The 17,267-nt window shown below is 60.2% G+C and carries 15 protein-coding genes; 3 read left to right on the top strand and 12 right to left on the bottom strand.

Annotated elements, in window-relative coordinates; genetic code table 11:
- Nucleotides 1-196: 196 nt before the first annotated feature.
- Nucleotides 197-1,351, bottom strand: coding sequence for a bifunctional diaminohydroxyphosphoribosylaminopyrimidine deaminase/5-amino-6-(5-phosphoribosylamino)uracil reductase RibD (ribD, locus tag ABX749_RS03250; protein WP_372894737.1), 1,155 nt, complete (start codon nt 1,349-1,351; stop codon nt 197-199).
- 8 nt (nt 1,352-1,359) lie between these two features.
- Entirely contained in the window at nt 1,360-3,531 is a 2,172-nt protein-coding gene (locus ABX749_RS03255; protein WP_372894738.1) for a tetratricopeptide repeat protein, read from the bottom strand.
- 41 nt (nt 3,532-3,572) lie between these two features.
- Here ABX749_RS03255 and ABX749_RS03260 point away from each other — a divergent pair, with 41 nt between their 5' ends.
- On the top strand, nt 3,573-3,719 hold the full coding sequence (locus tag ABX749_RS03260) for a hypothetical protein (RefSeq protein ID WP_372894739.1): 147 nt from the start codon (nt 3,573-3,575) through the stop codon (nt 3,717-3,719).
- 22 nt (nt 3,720-3,741) lie between these two features.
- Here ABX749_RS03260 and ABX749_RS03265 read toward each other — a convergent pair whose 3' ends face one another.
- The 6 genes from ABX749_RS03265 to ABX749_RS03290 all read right to left on the bottom strand — a co-directional run bounded on the left by ABX749_RS03265 (nt 3,742) and on the right by ABX749_RS03290 (nt 9,912).
- Entirely contained in the window at nt 3,742-4,254 is a 513-nt protein-coding gene (locus tag ABX749_RS03265) for a putative molybdenum carrier protein (RefSeq protein WP_372894740.1), read from the bottom strand.
- Nucleotides 4,251-5,024, bottom strand: a complete 774-nt coding sequence (locus tag ABX749_RS03270; protein ID WP_372894741.1) for an RluA family pseudouridine synthase — start codon at nt 5,022-5,024, stop codon at nt 4,251-4,253. Before ABX749_RS03270 ends, ABX749_RS03265 begins: the two co-directional genes overlap by 4 nt.
- Nucleotides 5,021-6,298, bottom strand: a complete 1,278-nt coding sequence (locus ABX749_RS03275; protein ID WP_145212609.1) for a molybdopterin-binding protein — start codon at nt 6,296-6,298, stop codon at nt 5,021-5,023. Before ABX749_RS03275 ends, ABX749_RS03270 begins: the two co-directional genes overlap by 4 nt.
- 77 nt (nt 6,299-6,375) lie before the next feature.
- On the bottom strand, nt 6,376-6,897 hold the full coding sequence (locus tag ABX749_RS03280) for a DUF6702 family protein (RefSeq protein WP_372894742.1): 522 nt from the start codon (nt 6,895-6,897) through the stop codon (nt 6,376-6,378).
- A 5-nt stretch (nt 6,898-6,902) separates the two neighbouring features.
- Nucleotides 6,903-9,323, bottom strand: a complete 2,421-nt coding sequence (locus ABX749_RS03285; protein WP_372894743.1) for a M1 family metallopeptidase — start codon at nt 9,321-9,323, stop codon at nt 6,903-6,905.
- A gap of 133 nt (nt 9,324-9,456) precedes the next feature.
- Nucleotides 9,457-9,912: a nucleoside deaminase gene (locus ABX749_RS03290; protein ID WP_372894744.1), complete on the bottom strand. Its 456-nt coding sequence runs from the start codon at nt 9,910-9,912 to the stop codon at nt 9,457-9,459.
- Between the two features lie 117 nt (nt 9,913-10,029).
- On the opposite strand from ABX749_RS03290, the gene eboE reads away from it, so the two are divergent.
- The gene (eboE, locus tag ABX749_RS03295) at nt 10,030-11,295 is read left to right on the top strand and encodes a metabolite traffic protein EboE (protein ID WP_372894745.1); all 1,266 of its coding nucleotides are present in this window, start codon (nt 10,030-10,032) and stop codon (nt 11,293-11,295) included.
- Between the two features lie 217 nt (nt 11,296-11,512).
- Here eboE and ABX749_RS03300 read toward each other — a convergent pair whose 3' ends face one another.
- On the bottom strand, nt 11,513-12,793 hold the full coding sequence (locus ABX749_RS03300) for a 6-phosphofructokinase (protein ID WP_095736999.1): 1,281 nt from the start codon (nt 12,791-12,793) through the stop codon (nt 11,513-11,515).
- A 487-nt stretch (nt 12,794-13,280) separates the two neighbouring features.
- Between ABX749_RS03300 and ABX749_RS03305 the strand changes: the two genes are divergently transcribed.
- Nucleotides 13,281-13,979, top strand: a complete 699-nt coding sequence (locus ABX749_RS03305; RefSeq protein ID WP_372894746.1) for a hypothetical protein — start codon at nt 13,281-13,283, stop codon at nt 13,977-13,979.
- Between the two features lie 120 nt (nt 13,980-14,099).
- Here ABX749_RS03305 and ABX749_RS03310 read toward each other — a convergent pair whose 3' ends face one another.
- The 3 genes from ABX749_RS03310 to ABX749_RS03320 all read right to left on the bottom strand — a co-directional run.
- Nucleotides 14,100-14,936, bottom strand: coding sequence for a hypothetical protein (locus ABX749_RS03310; RefSeq protein ID WP_372894747.1), 837 nt, complete (start codon nt 14,934-14,936; stop codon nt 14,100-14,102).
- 21 nt (nt 14,937-14,957) lie between these two features.
- Nucleotides 14,958-16,100 carry a helix-turn-helix transcriptional regulator gene (locus ABX749_RS03315; RefSeq protein ID WP_145212597.1) on the bottom strand — a complete coding sequence of 381 codons (1,143 nt, stop codon included), beginning with the start codon at nt 16,098-16,100 and terminating at the stop codon, nt 14,958-14,960.
- A gap of 153 nt (nt 16,101-16,253) precedes the next feature.
- Nucleotides 16,254-17,267 (bottom strand): APC family permease (locus ABX749_RS03320; protein ID WP_372894748.1); only part of this gene is annotated, 1,014 nt, incomplete at its 5' end.

Raw genomic sequence — 17,267 nt, forward strand, 5'->3', positions numbered from 1 at the left:
CACCAGCGCCGTTGGTGTCCAGCCTTTAGGCGCATCAGGACGCGCTGCGAAGCAGCAGGATGGGCGGCTAAAGCCTGCACACCAGCGCACGTTGGTGTCCAGCCTTTAGGCGCATCCCCACGCGCTGCGAAGCAGCGAAACCGGGCGGCTGAAGCCTGCACACCAGCGCGTCTACACCTTCCATTCGGACCCCTGATCAGCCTAACGCACGCCGATAAACCAAACGCACGTCGTCTTCAAAACGGTCCACTTGGCTGAGTGCTAGCTTGGTTGCCAAGTCGATGGGGCCGAGTCCCGCTCCGGCGATGGGGCCGGGCGCTGTAACGCCGCCGAACAATTTGGCCCCGATGTAGACATGGAATTCGTCGACCAGGCACTCGCCCGAGGTTGGATCCCAGAAACTGCCCAGCAATGCGGCACCGCCTTCGATCATCACGTTCGTCATCTCTTGTTCGCCGAGTCGCTGGAGCGTTTGACGAACCATCGACTGTGGGTCATCCGAGTCCAATGCAAACACTCTTGCCCCGCGTTGGCGCAGCGCCGCCAAGCGTTCGCCGTCGACCAGCGGCGAGGTGAACAACCAAGTCTCAATGGCGTCTGCCGTTTGAATCAGCTTGGACTGCAGCGCGGGAAGCCGGCGACGACAGAACACGACGCGTTTGGCAACGCGTGGCGGCGTCACCGCGACACCCTCGGCGTCGACCAATCGGGCGTTGAGCATCGGGTCGTCCGCCTCGACGGTGCCCATCGCTGTGATGATCGCGTCGACGCGGCCGCGTAACCGATGCACCCGACGCCTCGATTCCGCTCCCGTGATCCACTGGCTTTGGCGAGACACGGTGGCAATGCGACCGTCTGCGGTCATCGCCCACTTGGCGATCACCCACGGCGTGCCGGTGCGAACACGTTTTAAATACGGTGCCAATAATGCTTCGGCATCGGCCTTCAAGACGTCTAGGGTGACCTCGATCCCGGCCTGACGCAGCTGACGGATCCCACCGCCATCGACCTTGGGAAAGGGATCGCGCATTGCAACGACGACACGTGTGACGCCGGCCCGGATCAGCGCTTCGCTGCAGGGCGGCGTCTTGCCGTGGTGACAACAGGGTTCCAAGGTGACGTAGGCGGTCGCACCGGCGGCCTCGTCCGGTGACCGCAGTGATTGCAAGGCGTCGACTTCCGCGTGCGGCCCACCGAACACGTGGTGATAACCGCGGGCGATGCAGACCCCATCTTTGACGAGCACACAACCGACCATTGGATTCGGTTCAACGTAACCTTGCCCTCGGACGGCCAAGTCCAGGGCAAGTCGCATCCAGTGTTCATCGTCAGGATGGTGGGTCGACGTCATGCGACCGTTCAATCCATTCCGGGGACCCAAAGCTTGCCGCCTTCACCACCGGATGGATTGGGGGCGGCCGGCGAGTCGGGCGTCCAAACCCCGCCGGAACGCTCTTCCGGAGGCGCCGCCGGCGTGAATTCGGTCGGGGCTGCCGCCGGTGCGCCGGGGCCATCGCGTAACGATCCATCGGGGCGAATGATCCCCAACTGCATCAGCAGCTGCTGCACGCGTGCCATCACGGAGGGATCGTTTCCGTAGTTCTTTTCGATGTCCATGATCGTTTGTCGGAAACCGTCCTGATCGGACATCGACAAACAAAGTTCAAGCCGTGCGAGCAAGATGGACGCGAAGTTCAGCTTGTGTGTTTTGGCGAATTGGATCGCTCGATCGCTGATCGCAATCGACTCGCCCGGTTCCGGTGTCGACATCATCCACAGGATGTAACCTTCCATCGCCATCCGGTTTTCCTGCTCGTTGGCAGCGTCGGCGGCTGTCTTTTCGACCAGCTTTGCGGCGAACCGGTTGCAGGCGGTCATGCCGCCGGTCGCACGTGCGTTGCTGGCCAAGACGTACAACTGCATCGGAGAAAGTTCGTCGGGATTGACGCGAAAGAAATCGGCGGCGGACACGTCGCCGAGTGTTTCGTCGCTCGGTTTCAGTTCCGGCAACGGATCGACTTTGGAGATCTGATAGATGTCGGCAAGCGCGCCCGCCAAGCTGATGATCCGCTCGTGGCCTTCGAGAACGCGGACGACCGTGGCCCGCTCCATCGCCAGCGCGTCGTCATCGGCGGCGGCGGCCAACGATTTGCCGGCCAGCATCGGCAACGGCAGCTCACAGGCTCGCTTGCCGTCGTGGCTGGCCGCGAACTCGCGATTGAATCGTGCCAGTTCGGCCATCGATTTGGGTTGCACCTGACGAATCGGACGATCATCCAGGGCAAACGTCATCGGGATCGGATGGGGTTCATCCAAGACGACTTTGCCATCGGGGATCGCGGCCAGCAGGATGCCCTTGACCGTTTCGACGCGGTCTTCGGTGACATCAAACGCAATCGCTTGGGCGCTCCGATCGGTCTGTCGCCCGAACACCGCGACCAGGGCGATCGATGCCGGGCATTGGGCCGCTGGTACGTCTTGATCGTTCGATTCCAGCGGTCGGTCGGAAACGAAAAACGCGCTCCGGGGTCGGACTTCGCCCTCGGGGATTTGCAACTGGGACAACCGCTGGGCGGAGAGTTGTTCGGTTCGGTCGCTCGCGATCAACGCCATCTCGGCTTGATCGATGTCGTCGAATTCGACGTGGATCGTTTGGGCGTTGACCGACAGGGTTCCGATCGGCGAAAGCAGTCCGCTGATCGCACGGTATCGTTGACGCGTCAACAGATCCAACGCGTCGACTTGCGAGAGCTGGTTGGCCATTTCGGTTTGGCGTTCCAAATCACCACGCCACACCGCACAGTGGAACAAGCCCGACAGGATGGGCGCTTGATTCGGGGCGGTGCGTCGCAGCGATTCAAATTTGTCTTGCGCCAGCAGCACCTTGTTGCTGCGCAGCAACCCGACCGCTTCGTCATAACGTTCGCCCCAATCCGCGTCGGCGTCACGCTCGATCAATTGCGGCACGCTTTTGAGCAGATGATTGACGCCCGGTGAGGTGTCCAACTGTGCCAAGAACGCGTTGGCCTGTTCGGCTTCATAACCTTGTGAGCTGATCGCGAGCAGCGCGTAGACGCGTGCCGACAGGATCACACCGCTTTGGGCCAGTCCCATCGCGACGATCAACGCGACATCCATCAAGAACGCGTCGACTTCCTGGCCGCTTTCATTGAGTGCTTCCAACAACGAATCGGTCGCGCCCTGGACGTCCTGGCTGAACACGAGCGCGGCGGCACGTTGCGTCAGCGCGAGTGGATTGGAAGGTTGAAGCCGAATGAATCGTTCGGCATTCTCACTGAGCGAATCGTACTCGCGAAGATCCAACAACAGTCGACCGCGGATCGCCAACGCCCACGCCGCATCGGGGTGCTCTTCCAGAATCGATTTCAATCGATCCAATCCCGGGACGACCTGACCGCCCTCGATCATCGTCAGCACTTGGTCCATCTGGCCGACGGAGTCCTTGCACTTGCAGAACTTGATTTTTTTGCCGTTCCCACAGGGGCAAACGGCGTACAGATCGACAGACATAGAACGGGCCGAGATCGAGGATGGGGGGAGATGAGCCGAGAATGTTACCACGATCGGTGCATCTGGCCAAAGCCCCGCTGGACCGTGCCGCGGCGGATTTTCGCTCGTTCCCTTCGTTCCCCGGTTCCGCCTGGGAACGAGCCGTCGCTGTGGCGCCGGACCAGCCGCCGACGGGTCAACAAGCATGAGATGCGAAATGGACTGCCCGAGCTAACCCGACACCTCCGTGGCGCTGGCCGCGAATGCCTCCAACAAGAACGCCAGCGCGCGTTCCCCAATCCCCGGGAAACTGCTTTCGCGTGGGCCGGCGATATTCAAGGTTTGCGGCCGCACTTGGTCCAACCAAACGCGGACGGCGACCGGGGGCGACGCATCCATCGCCACCGACAGAAACGGTTTGCTCCAACGTGTCGCGTAACGACGCGTCAGCAACGTGCCGCCCTTGAGACGCTGTTCGTACAAAATCAGCGTGGCGTCACTGTCGATCACGTTCTGTTCGGTCCGAGGCGGATATTCGGCGGTCTCCATTTCCACCAACTCATATCGGCTGGGAATCGAACCGTCTTCGGACAACCGCCCCTTGGGACACCAGCCGCCGTGTTGGATCTGGTACGCGATCGCCACTTCCAATCCGGCGCGATCGACGCCGGTTTGCCCACCGGAGACGATGCGGCTGGGAAGAAACGGTGGCTCACCACGGGGGCTCGATGAACGCTGCGTCAAATCTTGCTCTCCTCGTCGTACCAATCAGCGTCGGCGATCAGCGTCGATTCGATCGATGATTCACTGGGAACCGAAAACGGGGGCTCCTGCCATGCGCCGGGAAGAGGCGCGGCGAACAGTCGCCTTTCGGATTTCGTCGGGTGCTCTATTAAAAGACGCCAGCTGTGCAGGGCAACCCCGTGGGGAAAACGGCTGTGCGAGCCGTATTTGGTGTCGCCCAGAATGGGGTGCCCGCGATCGGCGAATTGCAGGCGAATTTGATGCTTGCGGCCGGTCAACAACCGCACCGCGACGAGTGTCCGCGCCGCCGATCGGTCAATCACACAGTAGTTCAAACGAGCGTCTTGCGCGTCCGATCGCGGGTGCCGGGCGACCCGCATGCGATGCGCCGCGTCGTCTTTGAAAACTGAATCGGTCAATGTGCCTGATCGCGGCAACCCGGAATCTTTCTCCAAATCCCCGGCGACCATCGCCAGATACAATTTCCTCGCCCGGGTAGACACTTTCTTGCTTTTGCCAGGCCCGCCGAACTGAATCGCCAACCGCGAGGCCGCTTTGCTGGTTCGCGCCAGGACGAGCACGCCGGTGGTCAGTTGGTCGAGCCGGCTGACGACGCCGACAAACACGTTGCCCGGTTTTTGATAGCGACGTTTCAGATAATCCGCCGCCCAGCCGTGGGCGGTTTGAATGCCCGGTTCGGCTCCCATCGTCGGCATCCCGGCCGGCTTGTCGACGACCAACAGATGGTTGTCTTCATACAGAACCTTCATCGCGCCGCCGCCGTCGGGTTGTCATGCCGGTCGGCCCGAGGTTCGGTGAGCACGCGTCGCAGCCACGCCAGGGCTGCTTTGCCGATCCGTTCGTAAATGATCGACGGATGACCGCCCAGTCGGCTGGTCGTCGAAAACACCGTCCCGGTCGGATCGATGACGATCAAGGTCACCTCGGCGGCCGGCAGCGGTTGGTCGTCGCTGCATTCCAACGACGGGTACTCGTCCACAGCGACCAACCATTGCGAGTCGCAGCGGCGACGAAGCGTTTCCAGGGCCGAGTCCGCATCGACATCCAACACCGTCGCCAATTCACCGAGCTTGGCAAAACAGAATCCGCCGCGATACGTGGACGATTCGCCGAGCGAGGCAAACCAATTGGCCAGCACCGCCGAGCGTCCAAATTCCACGCTCACCAAACTTTCGCCCCGTTCGGCCAGCATCCGCTCCACCGCGTGGTATTGTTCGAACTCTTCGCCGTCACCGAAGTGCAGTTCCCCGACGCGTTCCATGATTTCGGCACGCGTCGATTCGATCTGACGGTGGCATTCCTGTGGCGACTCGCCGATGGCGCTGATCCGCAGCGAGATCGTCGCGGAGCTGACCGTAATGCCGACGCGTGGCACGTGGTCGCGGGCGATCATCTCGCCCAAGCGTTGCTCCATGTCGCTTTCGCCGACGCCGAAGAATTTCATCACATGATGTTCGATGTGCCGACGTGTGTTGGCGCCGCTTTCTAAAATCCGCGGCGCGACGGTCTCGTCAAACATCCGTTTCATTTCTGCCGGAACACCGGGCAACGCAAACAGCCGACTGGTGGAACCATCGGGCCGCTGGAACGTCGCATCGACACCGGGAGCCGTGCCCTGTGGATTGACGATCTCCAGGCTGCCGACGGGAAACATCGCTTGGACCTCGTTACGCTGGGGCATTTCGCGATTGCGGCGGGCGAACAATCGGTGGATGTGGTCCAACGCCGATTGTCGCAATTCCAGCGGTTGGTCGAGCACGGCCGCCAACGCTTGACGCGTCAGATCATCGCGCGTCGGTCCCAGCCCGCCCGTGCAGACCACCACATCCGCCCGCAGCGCGGCGGTACGAAAGACGTCGATGTTGTGCTGCAGCGTGTCGCCGACGGTGCTGTGGAAGGTGACTTCAATCCCCAGTTCTCCCAGCCGCCGACTCAGCCATTGGGCGTTGGTGTCCAGCCGAGCGCCGCTGGTCATTTCGTCGCCGATCGAGACGACTTCGGCGGTGAGCGATTCGTTTTGCATCAAGAAGGATGGGTTGCGTCGTAAGAGATTCCAGGGACAGGTTGCGGCGGCCGGCCAGGACAGGCCCTGGCTGACGATCAGCGCACCAACGTCAATGCCGCCGAAGGCTTTTGCTCGGTCAGCAGGATCGAGACTCGCTTGCCGTCGTCGGCGACCGGTTTTCCGAGCACGACGATGCGATGTTGGTAATCGCGTTGCCGGTCAAACAATAGCCGCGTTTGAAACGATGTCGGTGGCTTGCCGTCTTGGCAGACGACTTCAAAGAACCACCAAGCATGGCCGCCGTCGAGTTTGCGTCCGACCCAGCGTATCGGGCGACCGCTGAGTTTGACAGCCTCGGGTTTGGCAGCCTCGGATTCGGCTCGTTCGCCTTGGCCGACTTGGGGATCAAAGAACAACTTGGAACGCAGGTATTCGCCCTGCCAATCCTCGTCGGCGTCGGCCTGGATCGAGCGGGCCATCCATTGTTCGTCCAGCACGTCGATCCGCAGCGCGACTTCGACGCGACGCGATTCCGCGTTCCACTCGATTTCACAAACGGTTTCGTGGACCGGGTGCATCAACAGCGTGGACCAGAGGGCGACGAGAACGGAGGTCATGTGGATCATTTTCCTTTGGCCGGTTCTTGCTCGGCTTTTTCGTCCGATGATTCGTCCTCTGCGTCTTGCTTCGGATCGTCGTTTTGATCATCGGCGGCTTTCTGCATCGGGTTCTTTTTCTTTTCGTCCTTGAACAACTTGAAACGACTGGGCACCATTTTGTCGGGCCAGTGGTTGTTGCCTTCGTCGACGTCGGCGGTCTGGCGTTTCGGATCGAGTTCCAGGCGGACGATTTCTTTGTCGGTGACGATCAACTTGCTGACGCGTTTGCTGTTGCTGCGCCAGATCTGGGCGGGGAACGTCATCATTTCGCTGGTGTTGTCGGCGTAGTGGACGCGGATCAGGATCGGCATCACCAAACCACCGACGTTACGAAAATCGACGATGTAAAAATTGGTGGTTCGGCGCAGGATCGCCCGCTCTTGGCTGCTCAGTCCGTCCAAGAATTTTTGAAACGACTTGCGGTCCTCTTCTTCGACTTTCCACTCGTCGTATTCGGGGCTGTTGTAAAAATCCTTGAGCCCCGGTTGCCAATCGATCCGCCGTCGCATGCCTTGATTGCGATCCTTGGTGATCGTGTCTTCTTCACGGTCCTTTTCCTGCCGCGTTCGTTCGGCTTGTTCATCCGGATCGCCCGAGTCGATCTTGTACAGCTGGACGTCGTCGATGGCGATGTCGACGTGGTCGGTTCCGTAGAACCAGCCCCGCCAGAACCAATCCAGATCGACGCCCGAGGCGTCTTCCATCGTGCGGAAAAAATCACTGGGCGTGGGGCGTTTGAATTTCCAACGCCGAGCGTACTCACGAAAGGCAAAGTCGAAGGATTCGCGGCCGAGAATGGTTTCGCGAAGAATGTTCAGCGCTGTGGCGGGTTTGCCATAGGCGTTGTTGCCGAACTGCAGGATCTCTTCGCTGCCCGTCATGATCGGACGTTGGTTGTTACCCCGCATGTAGCCGGTGATCTTTTCGGGGTCACCGCGTCGCGACGGGTAATCTTCTTCCCATTCCTGTTCGGCCAGATACTGCAGGAACGTGTTGAGCCCTTCGTCCATCCAGGTCCATTGTCGTTCGTCGCTGTTGACGATCATCGGAAAGAAGTTGTGACCGACCTCGTGGATGACGACCGAGATCAAACCGTACTTGGTCGCTTTGCTGTACGTTCCATCGTCTTCCGGACGCGGACCGTTGAAGCAGATCATCGGGTATTCCATGCCATAGACCGGACCGTTGACGCTGATCGCAACCGGGTACGGGTATTCAAAGGAGTATCGGCCGTAGACTTCCAGCGTGTGCGCGATCGCCTCGGTCGAATATTGGCTCCACAACGGTTCGGCTTCATTGGGGTAATAGGACATCGCCATCACCGTTTGCGAGCCGACCTTGACCCCCAGGGCATCCCAAATGAATTTCCGGCTGGCGGCAAAGGCGAAGTCGCGCACGTTCGTTGCGTCAAACTCCCACGTCTTTGTCGTTTCCGTTCTCACGCTTTCGTTCGCTTCGGCTTCCTCCGGCGTGATGATGAACACCGGCGTTGGAGCCTGTTCTGCCTTGGCCAACCGTTGTTTCCACTGATCGGTCAGCACCTGATCCGGGTTCTGCAAGGTTCCGGTGGACGCGACGACCATTTCCGACGGGACGGTGATCCGGACGCGATAATTGCCCAGTTCCAGCGTGAACTCGCCGCGGCCCAAGAACGACTTGTGTTGCCAGGCGCCGAAATCCGTGTAGGCGGCGACTCGGGGGAACCACTGCGCGATTTCGTAGATGTAGTTTTTGTCGTCCTCGAAATACTCCTTGCCGCCACGGGCGCGAATGACTTTCGCATCGACGATCTTGTACGAGTACTCGATCGCCACTTCGGTCTGTTCGCCCGGCGCGATCGGCGTCGACAGATCGATCCGCATCATCGTGCCGATGTCGGTGTGGCGGAGCGGTTTGTCGGCGCCGTCGGTGACCGATGCGATGCGGTAGCCTCCGTCAAAGCGACGGCTGGCCAAAATGGACTTCATCGCGCCGAACGAGATCCGCGGCGACAGCGACGGCGCGGTCGTGGTTTCCAAGGCGTCCGATCCCTGGCGGAATCGATTCTGGTCCAACTGGATCCAGAGATACGGCAGCGTGTGGGGCGATTGGTTGTGATAACGAATCTTCACCACGCCGTTGATCTGCTGCTGGTCGTCATCGAGCGTGACATCGATCTCATAGTCGGCGCGCTGTTGCCAGTAGGCGGGGCCGGGAGCACCCGAGGCGATTCGCGTCGCACCCGGCGTCGGCCACCAGGGGTCCAGTTGGGCGAAGGGGTCGTGGGGGTCGGAGTGTTTTCGGTTGGCCGATTCCGGTGATTGGGCCGAGACCTCGTCGGTGCCGACGCCCGACACGGCCGTCAGCAAGGCGAGGAAAACGATTGTCGCCAATCGAGGCGACACCAGGGGCACGAACAAGTAGCTTCGACGGCAGAGCGGAATCACAGTACAGGGGCTCAGGGTGCGAGACTCGGGCGGACGGGGCGACGTAGGATGACGCGACAATCTTAATTCGGCAGATTGTGGTCTGTCGACGTTATGTCTCCTGTGCGATGTCCTCCGCCCATAGATCAGGCTTTTCGCGAATAAATCGCTCCATCAGGGCGATGCAACCCGGGTCATTGGCGATCACGACTTCGACGCCGTGCTCGCGCAGGAATGCTTCGTTGCCACCAAAGTTCTGGTTTTCACCGATCACGACACGCGGAATGCCGAACTGGACGATCGTCCCGCTACACATCATGCAGGGGCTCAGCGAGGTGTAAAGTGTCGTGTCGCGATAGGTCGATTGACGCCCGGCCTTGCGCAGCGCATCCATTTCGCCGTGCGCGATCGGGTCGCCCTGTTGGACCCGCTGGTTTCGCCCACTGGCCAAGACCTCGTCCCCCCGCGCGAGCAGTGATCCGATCGGGCAGCCCCCCTCGTTGAACCCGGTCACGGCTTCTTCGTAAGCGCGTCGCAGCAAATAGTGATCCGTTTGGTTCAGCATCATAGACTCGGGGGATGGCACCGTTCATTCCGTGGCGTGTTGCCGTTATCCTGATGACGGTCGTCTTGGGTGGGGGCAATTCGTGCAGGCTGACGACCGCAGGCATCGGGCACAACAGCGATGACCTGCTCCCGCACGGCCGTTCATTTCCTCCGTCATGTTAGCACATTGAACATCAACGATTCAGATCCACTCCGCCATCGCGACCGTCAGATCGGCTATTGCACGAATGTTCATGCCGGCATCGATTTGACCTCGATCCGGGCGAATCTGCAGGAGTACGCGGTACCGGTCCAGCAACAACTTTCCCAGACACACGGTTTGAACGCGTTGGGCGTCGGACTGTGGATCCCCGACCAGGCTTCGCGTGAACTGGCCGCCGGTCAATTGGACGCCTTTCGTGGGTTCCTGGATTCCAATCGATTGCAGCCCTTCACGATCAATGGGTTTCCGTTCGCGAATTTCCATGGTGATCACGTCAAGCAACGCGTTTACTTGCCGACGTGGGCTGAGCCAGAGCGGTTGGAGTACACGCAGCGGCTGGCCACGATCTTGTCGCGGTTGCTTCACGAGGATCAGCCGCTGGGATCGATCAGCACGCTGCCGATCGGTTGGCCCGACAACCCGTTTGCAGACGATCGCTCCGGTCACGATGACGTAGCAATCGCCGGTGCCCAGCTGCGTGAACTGGCAGCGTTCCTGAAACGGCTGGAGGATCAGACCGGAAAACGGATCGTGGTCGCGATCGAACCGGAGCCCGGCTGCGTGATCGACACGGTCGGTGATCTGATCGGTTTCTTCGACGAACACCTACCCGATCCGACGCACCGACGTTATCTGACGGTTTGTCACGACATCTGTCACAGCGCCGTGATGAACGAACCGCAACGTTCGGTGGTGACGGCCTATGCCGATGCCGGAATCACGATCGGCAAGGTCCAGGTCAGCAGCGCGATCGTGGCCGATTGGGCATCGATCGCCGCCGCCGAGATTCCGGCGACCCTGGAACAGCTCGGCGCGTTCGCCGAAGATCGATATTTGCATCAGACGGGTCAGGTCGGACGCGACGGTTCCTTCCAATTGGCCGATGATTTGCCCGCACTGCTGGAGCAAACCCGAGCGGGCGATCTCGATAAGATCCTCCGCTGGGTGATCCATTTTCACGTCCCGATTTTCTTGGAACGCGTCGGCCAATTGACCACCAGCCGCGATGCGGTGATCGAATGTTTGCAGGCCCTGGACGATGACACGATCAACGTCGACTTCACGGGGCACTTGGAAGTCGAGACGTATGCCTGGACCGTCTTGCCCGAAGCGATGCGGCGACGTGGCTTGGCCGAAGACATCGCCAGTGAAATGCAGTGGTTGCTGGACCAGCTGGGGTGACGGCAGCTCAGTCTGCTGGAACTCACTTCGCTGCGGAAACCGTTCCACGACGTTTGCCCAACGGGCATTGACAACATAGCCTGGGGTAAGGGAACGAGCGCAGCGGAGTGACCGCCACCCCAGGAAAGAAAGCCCAGACCCTCTCTCCCCCTTTCGATCTGCCGGCGGCCTTGCCGCCGGCAGATCGAACGGGGGAGGTCTTCGGTAGCCGACTGGATCAGCTGTCGGTACACGTTTCCAGGAACCGAGCCAGACGGTGGAAGTCGCTGCCGGGTTCGATGAAGCGAACTTTCGTGACCAGCGTTTGGGGATCGACCAGCTTGTTGAACGGCACGTAGTGCAGATCCAGTTGACCGGAGACCGAGACCATCACGCCGTTGAGTTTCTCTTCCACGAGGGCACGGTACGCACCGACGCCGAGTTGCGAGCCGAGCATCACGTCGTAGGCGTGGGGCGGCGCGCAACGCGCTTCATAGCCGAGTTGCAGGCCGTTGACCTTGCGTGCTTTGCCGGTTCGCGCCGTGTAGGCTTTCGCGAGCAGTCCGCTCAGCAATGCGCCCAGGTTGATCGCGGAGATATTGATGTGGCCGTGGTCATCACGGGAAACGCCTTCCAAGTATTTCGCGGGCAAGAATTCCGCCAGGCCTTCGGCGACGACGATGGTTCCGTACTCGCGGCCTTCGCGTTCGCGGGCGACCATCATGTCGACCATCTTGTCGATCACCTTGTCCAGCACCATGATCTTGCGTGGCTTGCCGGTTTCCGGATCCACCTCTTCGGCTGCCAAGTCGCCGGCGATGTCTTCGACGCTCATCACCAAACTGCCTTCACCGGCGATCGCCGCGCCATAGGCCAACCAGCCCGCGCTGCGTCCCATCGCTTCGCACAGGAAGTACGCCTTTCCGGCCGCGGCGTCGTAATTCAAGTTGCGAATCTCTTCGGCCAACGTTTCCACGGCGGTGAAGAAACCGAACGTGAAATCGATTCCGCTGTAGTCGTTGTCGATCGTCTTGGGCAGGTGGATGACCGGGAACCGCCGCGCGTCGCCGGGCAGGTTGTCCTGGAACATTTTTAATTTGTTGGCCGTCTTCAGCGTGTCGTCACCGCCGATCGAAATCAACGCGTCGATTTCGAGGGAACACAGGCCTTCGTAAACGCGTCGCAGCGGCGCGACCAACTCGGGGTCTTTCAAGTGCTCGGGGCTGCTGACATGTTTTCCGGGGTTGGTACGGGCGGTCCCGATCATGATGCCACGACTGCTGCGGGCGTGGGTCAGCGATTCGTGGGTGAAGCGTAAGTAGTCGACGCCTTCTTGCAGCGGGCCTGCGGCGGTGTAATCGGCCAGACGACTGTAGCCGTGCTTGATCCCGAAAACCTGCGAGCCTTCTTCCAGGAATGAAAACGCAGCCGTCGAAATCACCGCGTTGGCAGCCGGCGCGGGGCCTCCGGCAAACAGAATGGCAACGCGTTTGATATCCAAGGTGTGATGGTCTGGCATGGTGTTCATTACTCGACAGGGAAGGGAGGGTTGTTTCTATGCAAAAGGGGCCGACGCAGATTCCATCGATGGGGCGGTTCGGACCGTCGAAGCGGGATTGGGAAGGGAAGTCGTCAGGGGGAGATTTTAGAGATGCCGCGATCAACGCCAAGCCGTTAAGGCGATTCGGCGGCTTTCGACACGACAAACCGGGGTTGAGGGACGGAAAAGTCACCCAGATTACCGCGTTTGAGCCATCCTGCCCCGCTTTCGAGCTGAATTCTCAACGATTGGCGCGTAAAACGCGAAGAATAGGCAAACAAAAAAAAGGGTGCCCCAGCCGATTCGGCTTCTTCGTTGTCGCGTCGCGCTAAAAGCTTGCAGTCCGGCGCCGGATCAATCAAGATCTCCCCTGCCTCGATCACGTCGACCTGCCGATCCGGCCGGGCCGATTGCGTGACGCGGCATCCTTCTCTTTCGCACGGTTGGCACGATCCGGATACTCACGATGACTTGGCATACTCCATCTGGCGACCGGTATCTGGTTGGTGAGGAGGCGGAGTTGGTGCGTGACTCGCTCGCAACCATGGTTCAGGAACTGGCCAGTTGTCGCGAAACCGAGGAGGAGCCGTGGGCGTATGGCGTCACGTTGTTCGATGAATTGACCTGGCAACAACAACTCGCCGTGCTCGATTTGTTGGCCACCAATCTGTTGCAGCAAACCGACCAGACACTTGAGTTGAGCGGCATCAACGAAGCGGCCGTCGCGGCGGTCTATCAAAATATCATCCAGCAAATCGAGCTTGAGATCGAATTGCATCCGGTCTCGCCGGAGGAATTCCGATGCCGCTGGCGACAAGCCGCATTGGACGCCTTTCTGGAAAACGAAGACGACGACGTGCTACGTCAGGAAGAGCGTTTGCAAGACGCCGACCAGAAATCGGTGTTTGACATCGAGGTGGATTCACTGGAGGTCGATCGTTGGAGCTGGCTGGTCGAAATGCTGGCCGACCGCGTTCTCTGGGACCGCGATTTCGAAATGGTCAACGTGATGATCGATGCCCCGCCCGAGCGCGCCGCCGCCATGCGTGCCGCCCTCGGAATCCACGCCGGCTATTACACCGCCATCGCCCCCGACCCGACCGACCGACAAGTCGACTCGTTGTTTGAGTCGCTGGAGCAATTGACCCGGGCGAAACCGAGATAGTGGCGTAAGCTTCCAGCTTGCGTCCCCTCAGCTGCAAGCTGAGCGTTTGGTGAGCTTCCAGGTTGCGTCCCTCTCAGCTGAAAGCTGAGCGAAAGGCAAGCTGGAAGCTGACGCCACTGGTTAGTTGATGGCGACGATGTAGCAGATCCAGCTGGGGTCGCTGTCGGCTGCCCCGCAGCGATACCATCCGCCATCGAGTTCCGGATCTTCTTCGTTCTCGCGTTCCCAATAAACGTGGCTCTCCCGGAATCCGGCTTCGGCCAGCATCTCGCGGACTTCGGGAATCGTCCAGAACCGCCAATGGTATTCAAAGGCCCGCTTCAGTTTGCTGCCGTCGGGGAACTTGAATGAGATCGAAAAACTCGCGTCGGCGGTGATCGGGTTGAAGGATTCCTGTTTCCAGTGATAGTCGAACCCTTTCTTTCCTTTTTTGATCGTCCGCTTGTCGGTGTGGTCTTCGTTGAAGCATTCACCGCCGCCCATCATGTCCATGACCATGATGCCCTGATCGTTCAGATGAGAACGGGCGATCTTGAAGTACTCGACGACTTCGGGGCGGGTTTTAAAGATCCAGAACGAGAAATTCTGGGCGGCCAAGACGTCGGCCGGTTCGGTGTTGCCGTCGCGAACGTCTTGTTCGAGCAACGTGACGCGTTTCCGCTGAGCCGGTTTTAATTTGGCCAGATTATGATCGCGTCCCCATTGCAGCGTTTCGCTGCAGAAGTCGACGCCGACCGCGGTGCGGCGGGGGCTCGACGCGACCCACTTGCAACACACCGCGAAGGTGCCGCAAAAGTCTTCACGAAGCGTCAGAGGTTTGCGTTTATAGGCCTCGCGATAGGCTTGTTCAAAGAATTCGACCTCATGTTCGGGGGTCTGTACCGATTGTTGATAGAGGTCGAACTTGTCCGCCGTCGCCGCCATCGTGGGCGACGACTTGGATTTTGATTTTGCCATGTTGTCAATTCAATGGTGGGATTATCGACGCGCCAGCCGACGCGAGATCGCCTTGGTCGGCAGCGGCATGATCTCGGCCGGACCGCTGGGATTGAACAGCGCGTCGTCTCGGGTCTGTTCGTCTTCGGGTTGCTCATAGGTGACCAGGTAGGCGCCGATGATGTCGCCGCCTTTCTCGTAGACCGGCGGCCAGAACTCTTCGCCGCGAATCGCTAACGTCCGGGCCAACAGCCGCGTCGCACGTCCGGAGAATCCGCTGAGCACCATATCGAGTCGACCGAGCGCTTCACGGTAAATGTAGAACACCATTGCGGTGTCCTTGTTCGTGCCGCCGGCAAATTCCCAGGTTCCGTCGTCTTTTTCGTAGTAGAAACCCGGTTCGGGCGCGTCTTCGTTCTTGCTCAACCGCGTGCCCGCCGAAGCGCTGTCGGGTTTGGGGTCGGAATCTCGGTAGCGCAGAAAGAACGGACAGGAACGTGCCGACACATCATCGACGTCGTCTTCGGTCACAAACGGCGTGCAGCCGAACACGTCGGAGAACAGCAGTTCGACGACCGGGTTGCTCTTGATGCTGCCGATGCAGATCATGCCGCGGTCGCCCGTCGCGTCGACAAACCCGTCAAAGACTTCGTCCGCCCGCTCTCGCACGTCGGTCGGATCGACCTGGCCCGGACTCCAGACCAGTGTCTGTTGGAATCGGTCGGGCATGGGGACTTCGCGTCCGGAACCTTCGTCGCCGTCCTGCTCCTTGTGCTTGGCGACGCCGCCGAGTGTCGACACGCCACTGAGGACTTCGCCGACCAGAACCGAATCGCTGGCGACCACCGAAGCTCCTTCGGGAGTCGCGTTGGCATCGGTCGCCCGAACCCCCACGATGATTTCAATTTCTTTACGCCGCGCGATCAGCTCCCAAAAGTTCTCCGGATTGACCGCAAACAGCGCCCCGGGCAATTGGTCCGCGGTCGCATGCCCCTGGTCGATCAAGTAATCGCACAGACGCGACAGGGCATCCAGCGGGATGTACTTGGCCTCATTCTTCAAAAGCGAAGCGACTTGGTGACGGTCTAAACCCGTGTGTTCCACAATCGATTTGATGGTCCCCGGACGTTTGCGACGGTCCGGGGTGTGGCCCAACAGTTCAGCCAAGCGAAATGCGTATCTCATAGTCGCGTCTATTTCGAGAGGTTTCAGTGAAAAGGTGGTCAGGCAAGTCGCTCGACCGGTGAACTCATTGCGGGGGGCATTCTCACTTTCCGTGGTAAGCCTCCCCACCCCGCTTGCCAAGACTCGCGTCTCGTGTTGCTGCGGGCAGGTGCGTTAGTTTCGTCGATCAACGAAGGCCCGACTACCCCACAGAAATCGGGACACCAAGTAAGCCGCGATCCCGATCCCAAGGGTGCCCAATCCCACCGTGGCTTGCAACGGAACCCGAATCGCCGTCAATGTCGCGATCCCCAGTGTGCCCACGACGTAGAGGATCGGCACCCACGGGTAGCCCCAGACCCGAACCGGATGCACACCGTGGTTGCGAAACAGGAAAACCAACGACCCACACAGGGCGGCGCAGATCGACAAGGTAAACCCCAAATAGTCCAGTTGTTCACGTAGCGTGCTGATGCAAATCACCACGATCGCCAAGCCGGCTTGGATCCAGATCGTCGGGAGCGATTCGACTGGTCCGGTAATGGTCGCGGCGCCAGTGTGTCCGCCGCGGCGACCGATCAACCAACGCGGCAACAGGCGATCGGCCGCCATTTTTTGATAGACCCTGGGCCCGGTCTGCATCAGGGCCAACACCGATGTTCCCAACCCCGCCAGGATCGCAATTCGCACCAAGGGACTGACCCATGACCCCCACGCCGATCCGCGGGCCTGGATCTGTCGACCGACCGATTCGGCCGCCAACGTCGCCACGTTGGGCTGCCCGGCGACCTCGGCCGCCGGCGGGGCGTAGACGAAAATAATGTTCAACAGCAGGTACAGCACCGCCACCGCCACGGTGCCAAACAGCATCGCTCGCGGCACATTCCGCGTCGGTTGGTCGATCTCGTCGGTCAGATAAACCGCCGCGTTGAATCCGCTGTAGCTGAGTGAAATCCACGTCAACGCGTTGGCGAACACCAACGCAAATGCCCAGCCGCCGCCTGTCGTCGCCTCGGCTCCAGCGTCTTCCCCCGCTTCGGGCACAGCGGCGACGGCGGTCCCCTGCCACGTCGAAAGCGTGCTGTAGGCGATCAGCACGAACAGCCCGATCAAAACCAGTTTGGCAATCACCACACCGTTCTGAATGTGTGTCCCACGCTTGAGCCCCAGACTGTGCACGATCGCTGC

Source organism: Stieleria sp., assembly GCF_041595215.1.
Classification (GTDB): Bacteria; Planctomycetota; Planctomycetia; order Pirellulales; family Pirellulaceae; genus Stieleria; species Stieleria magnilauensis.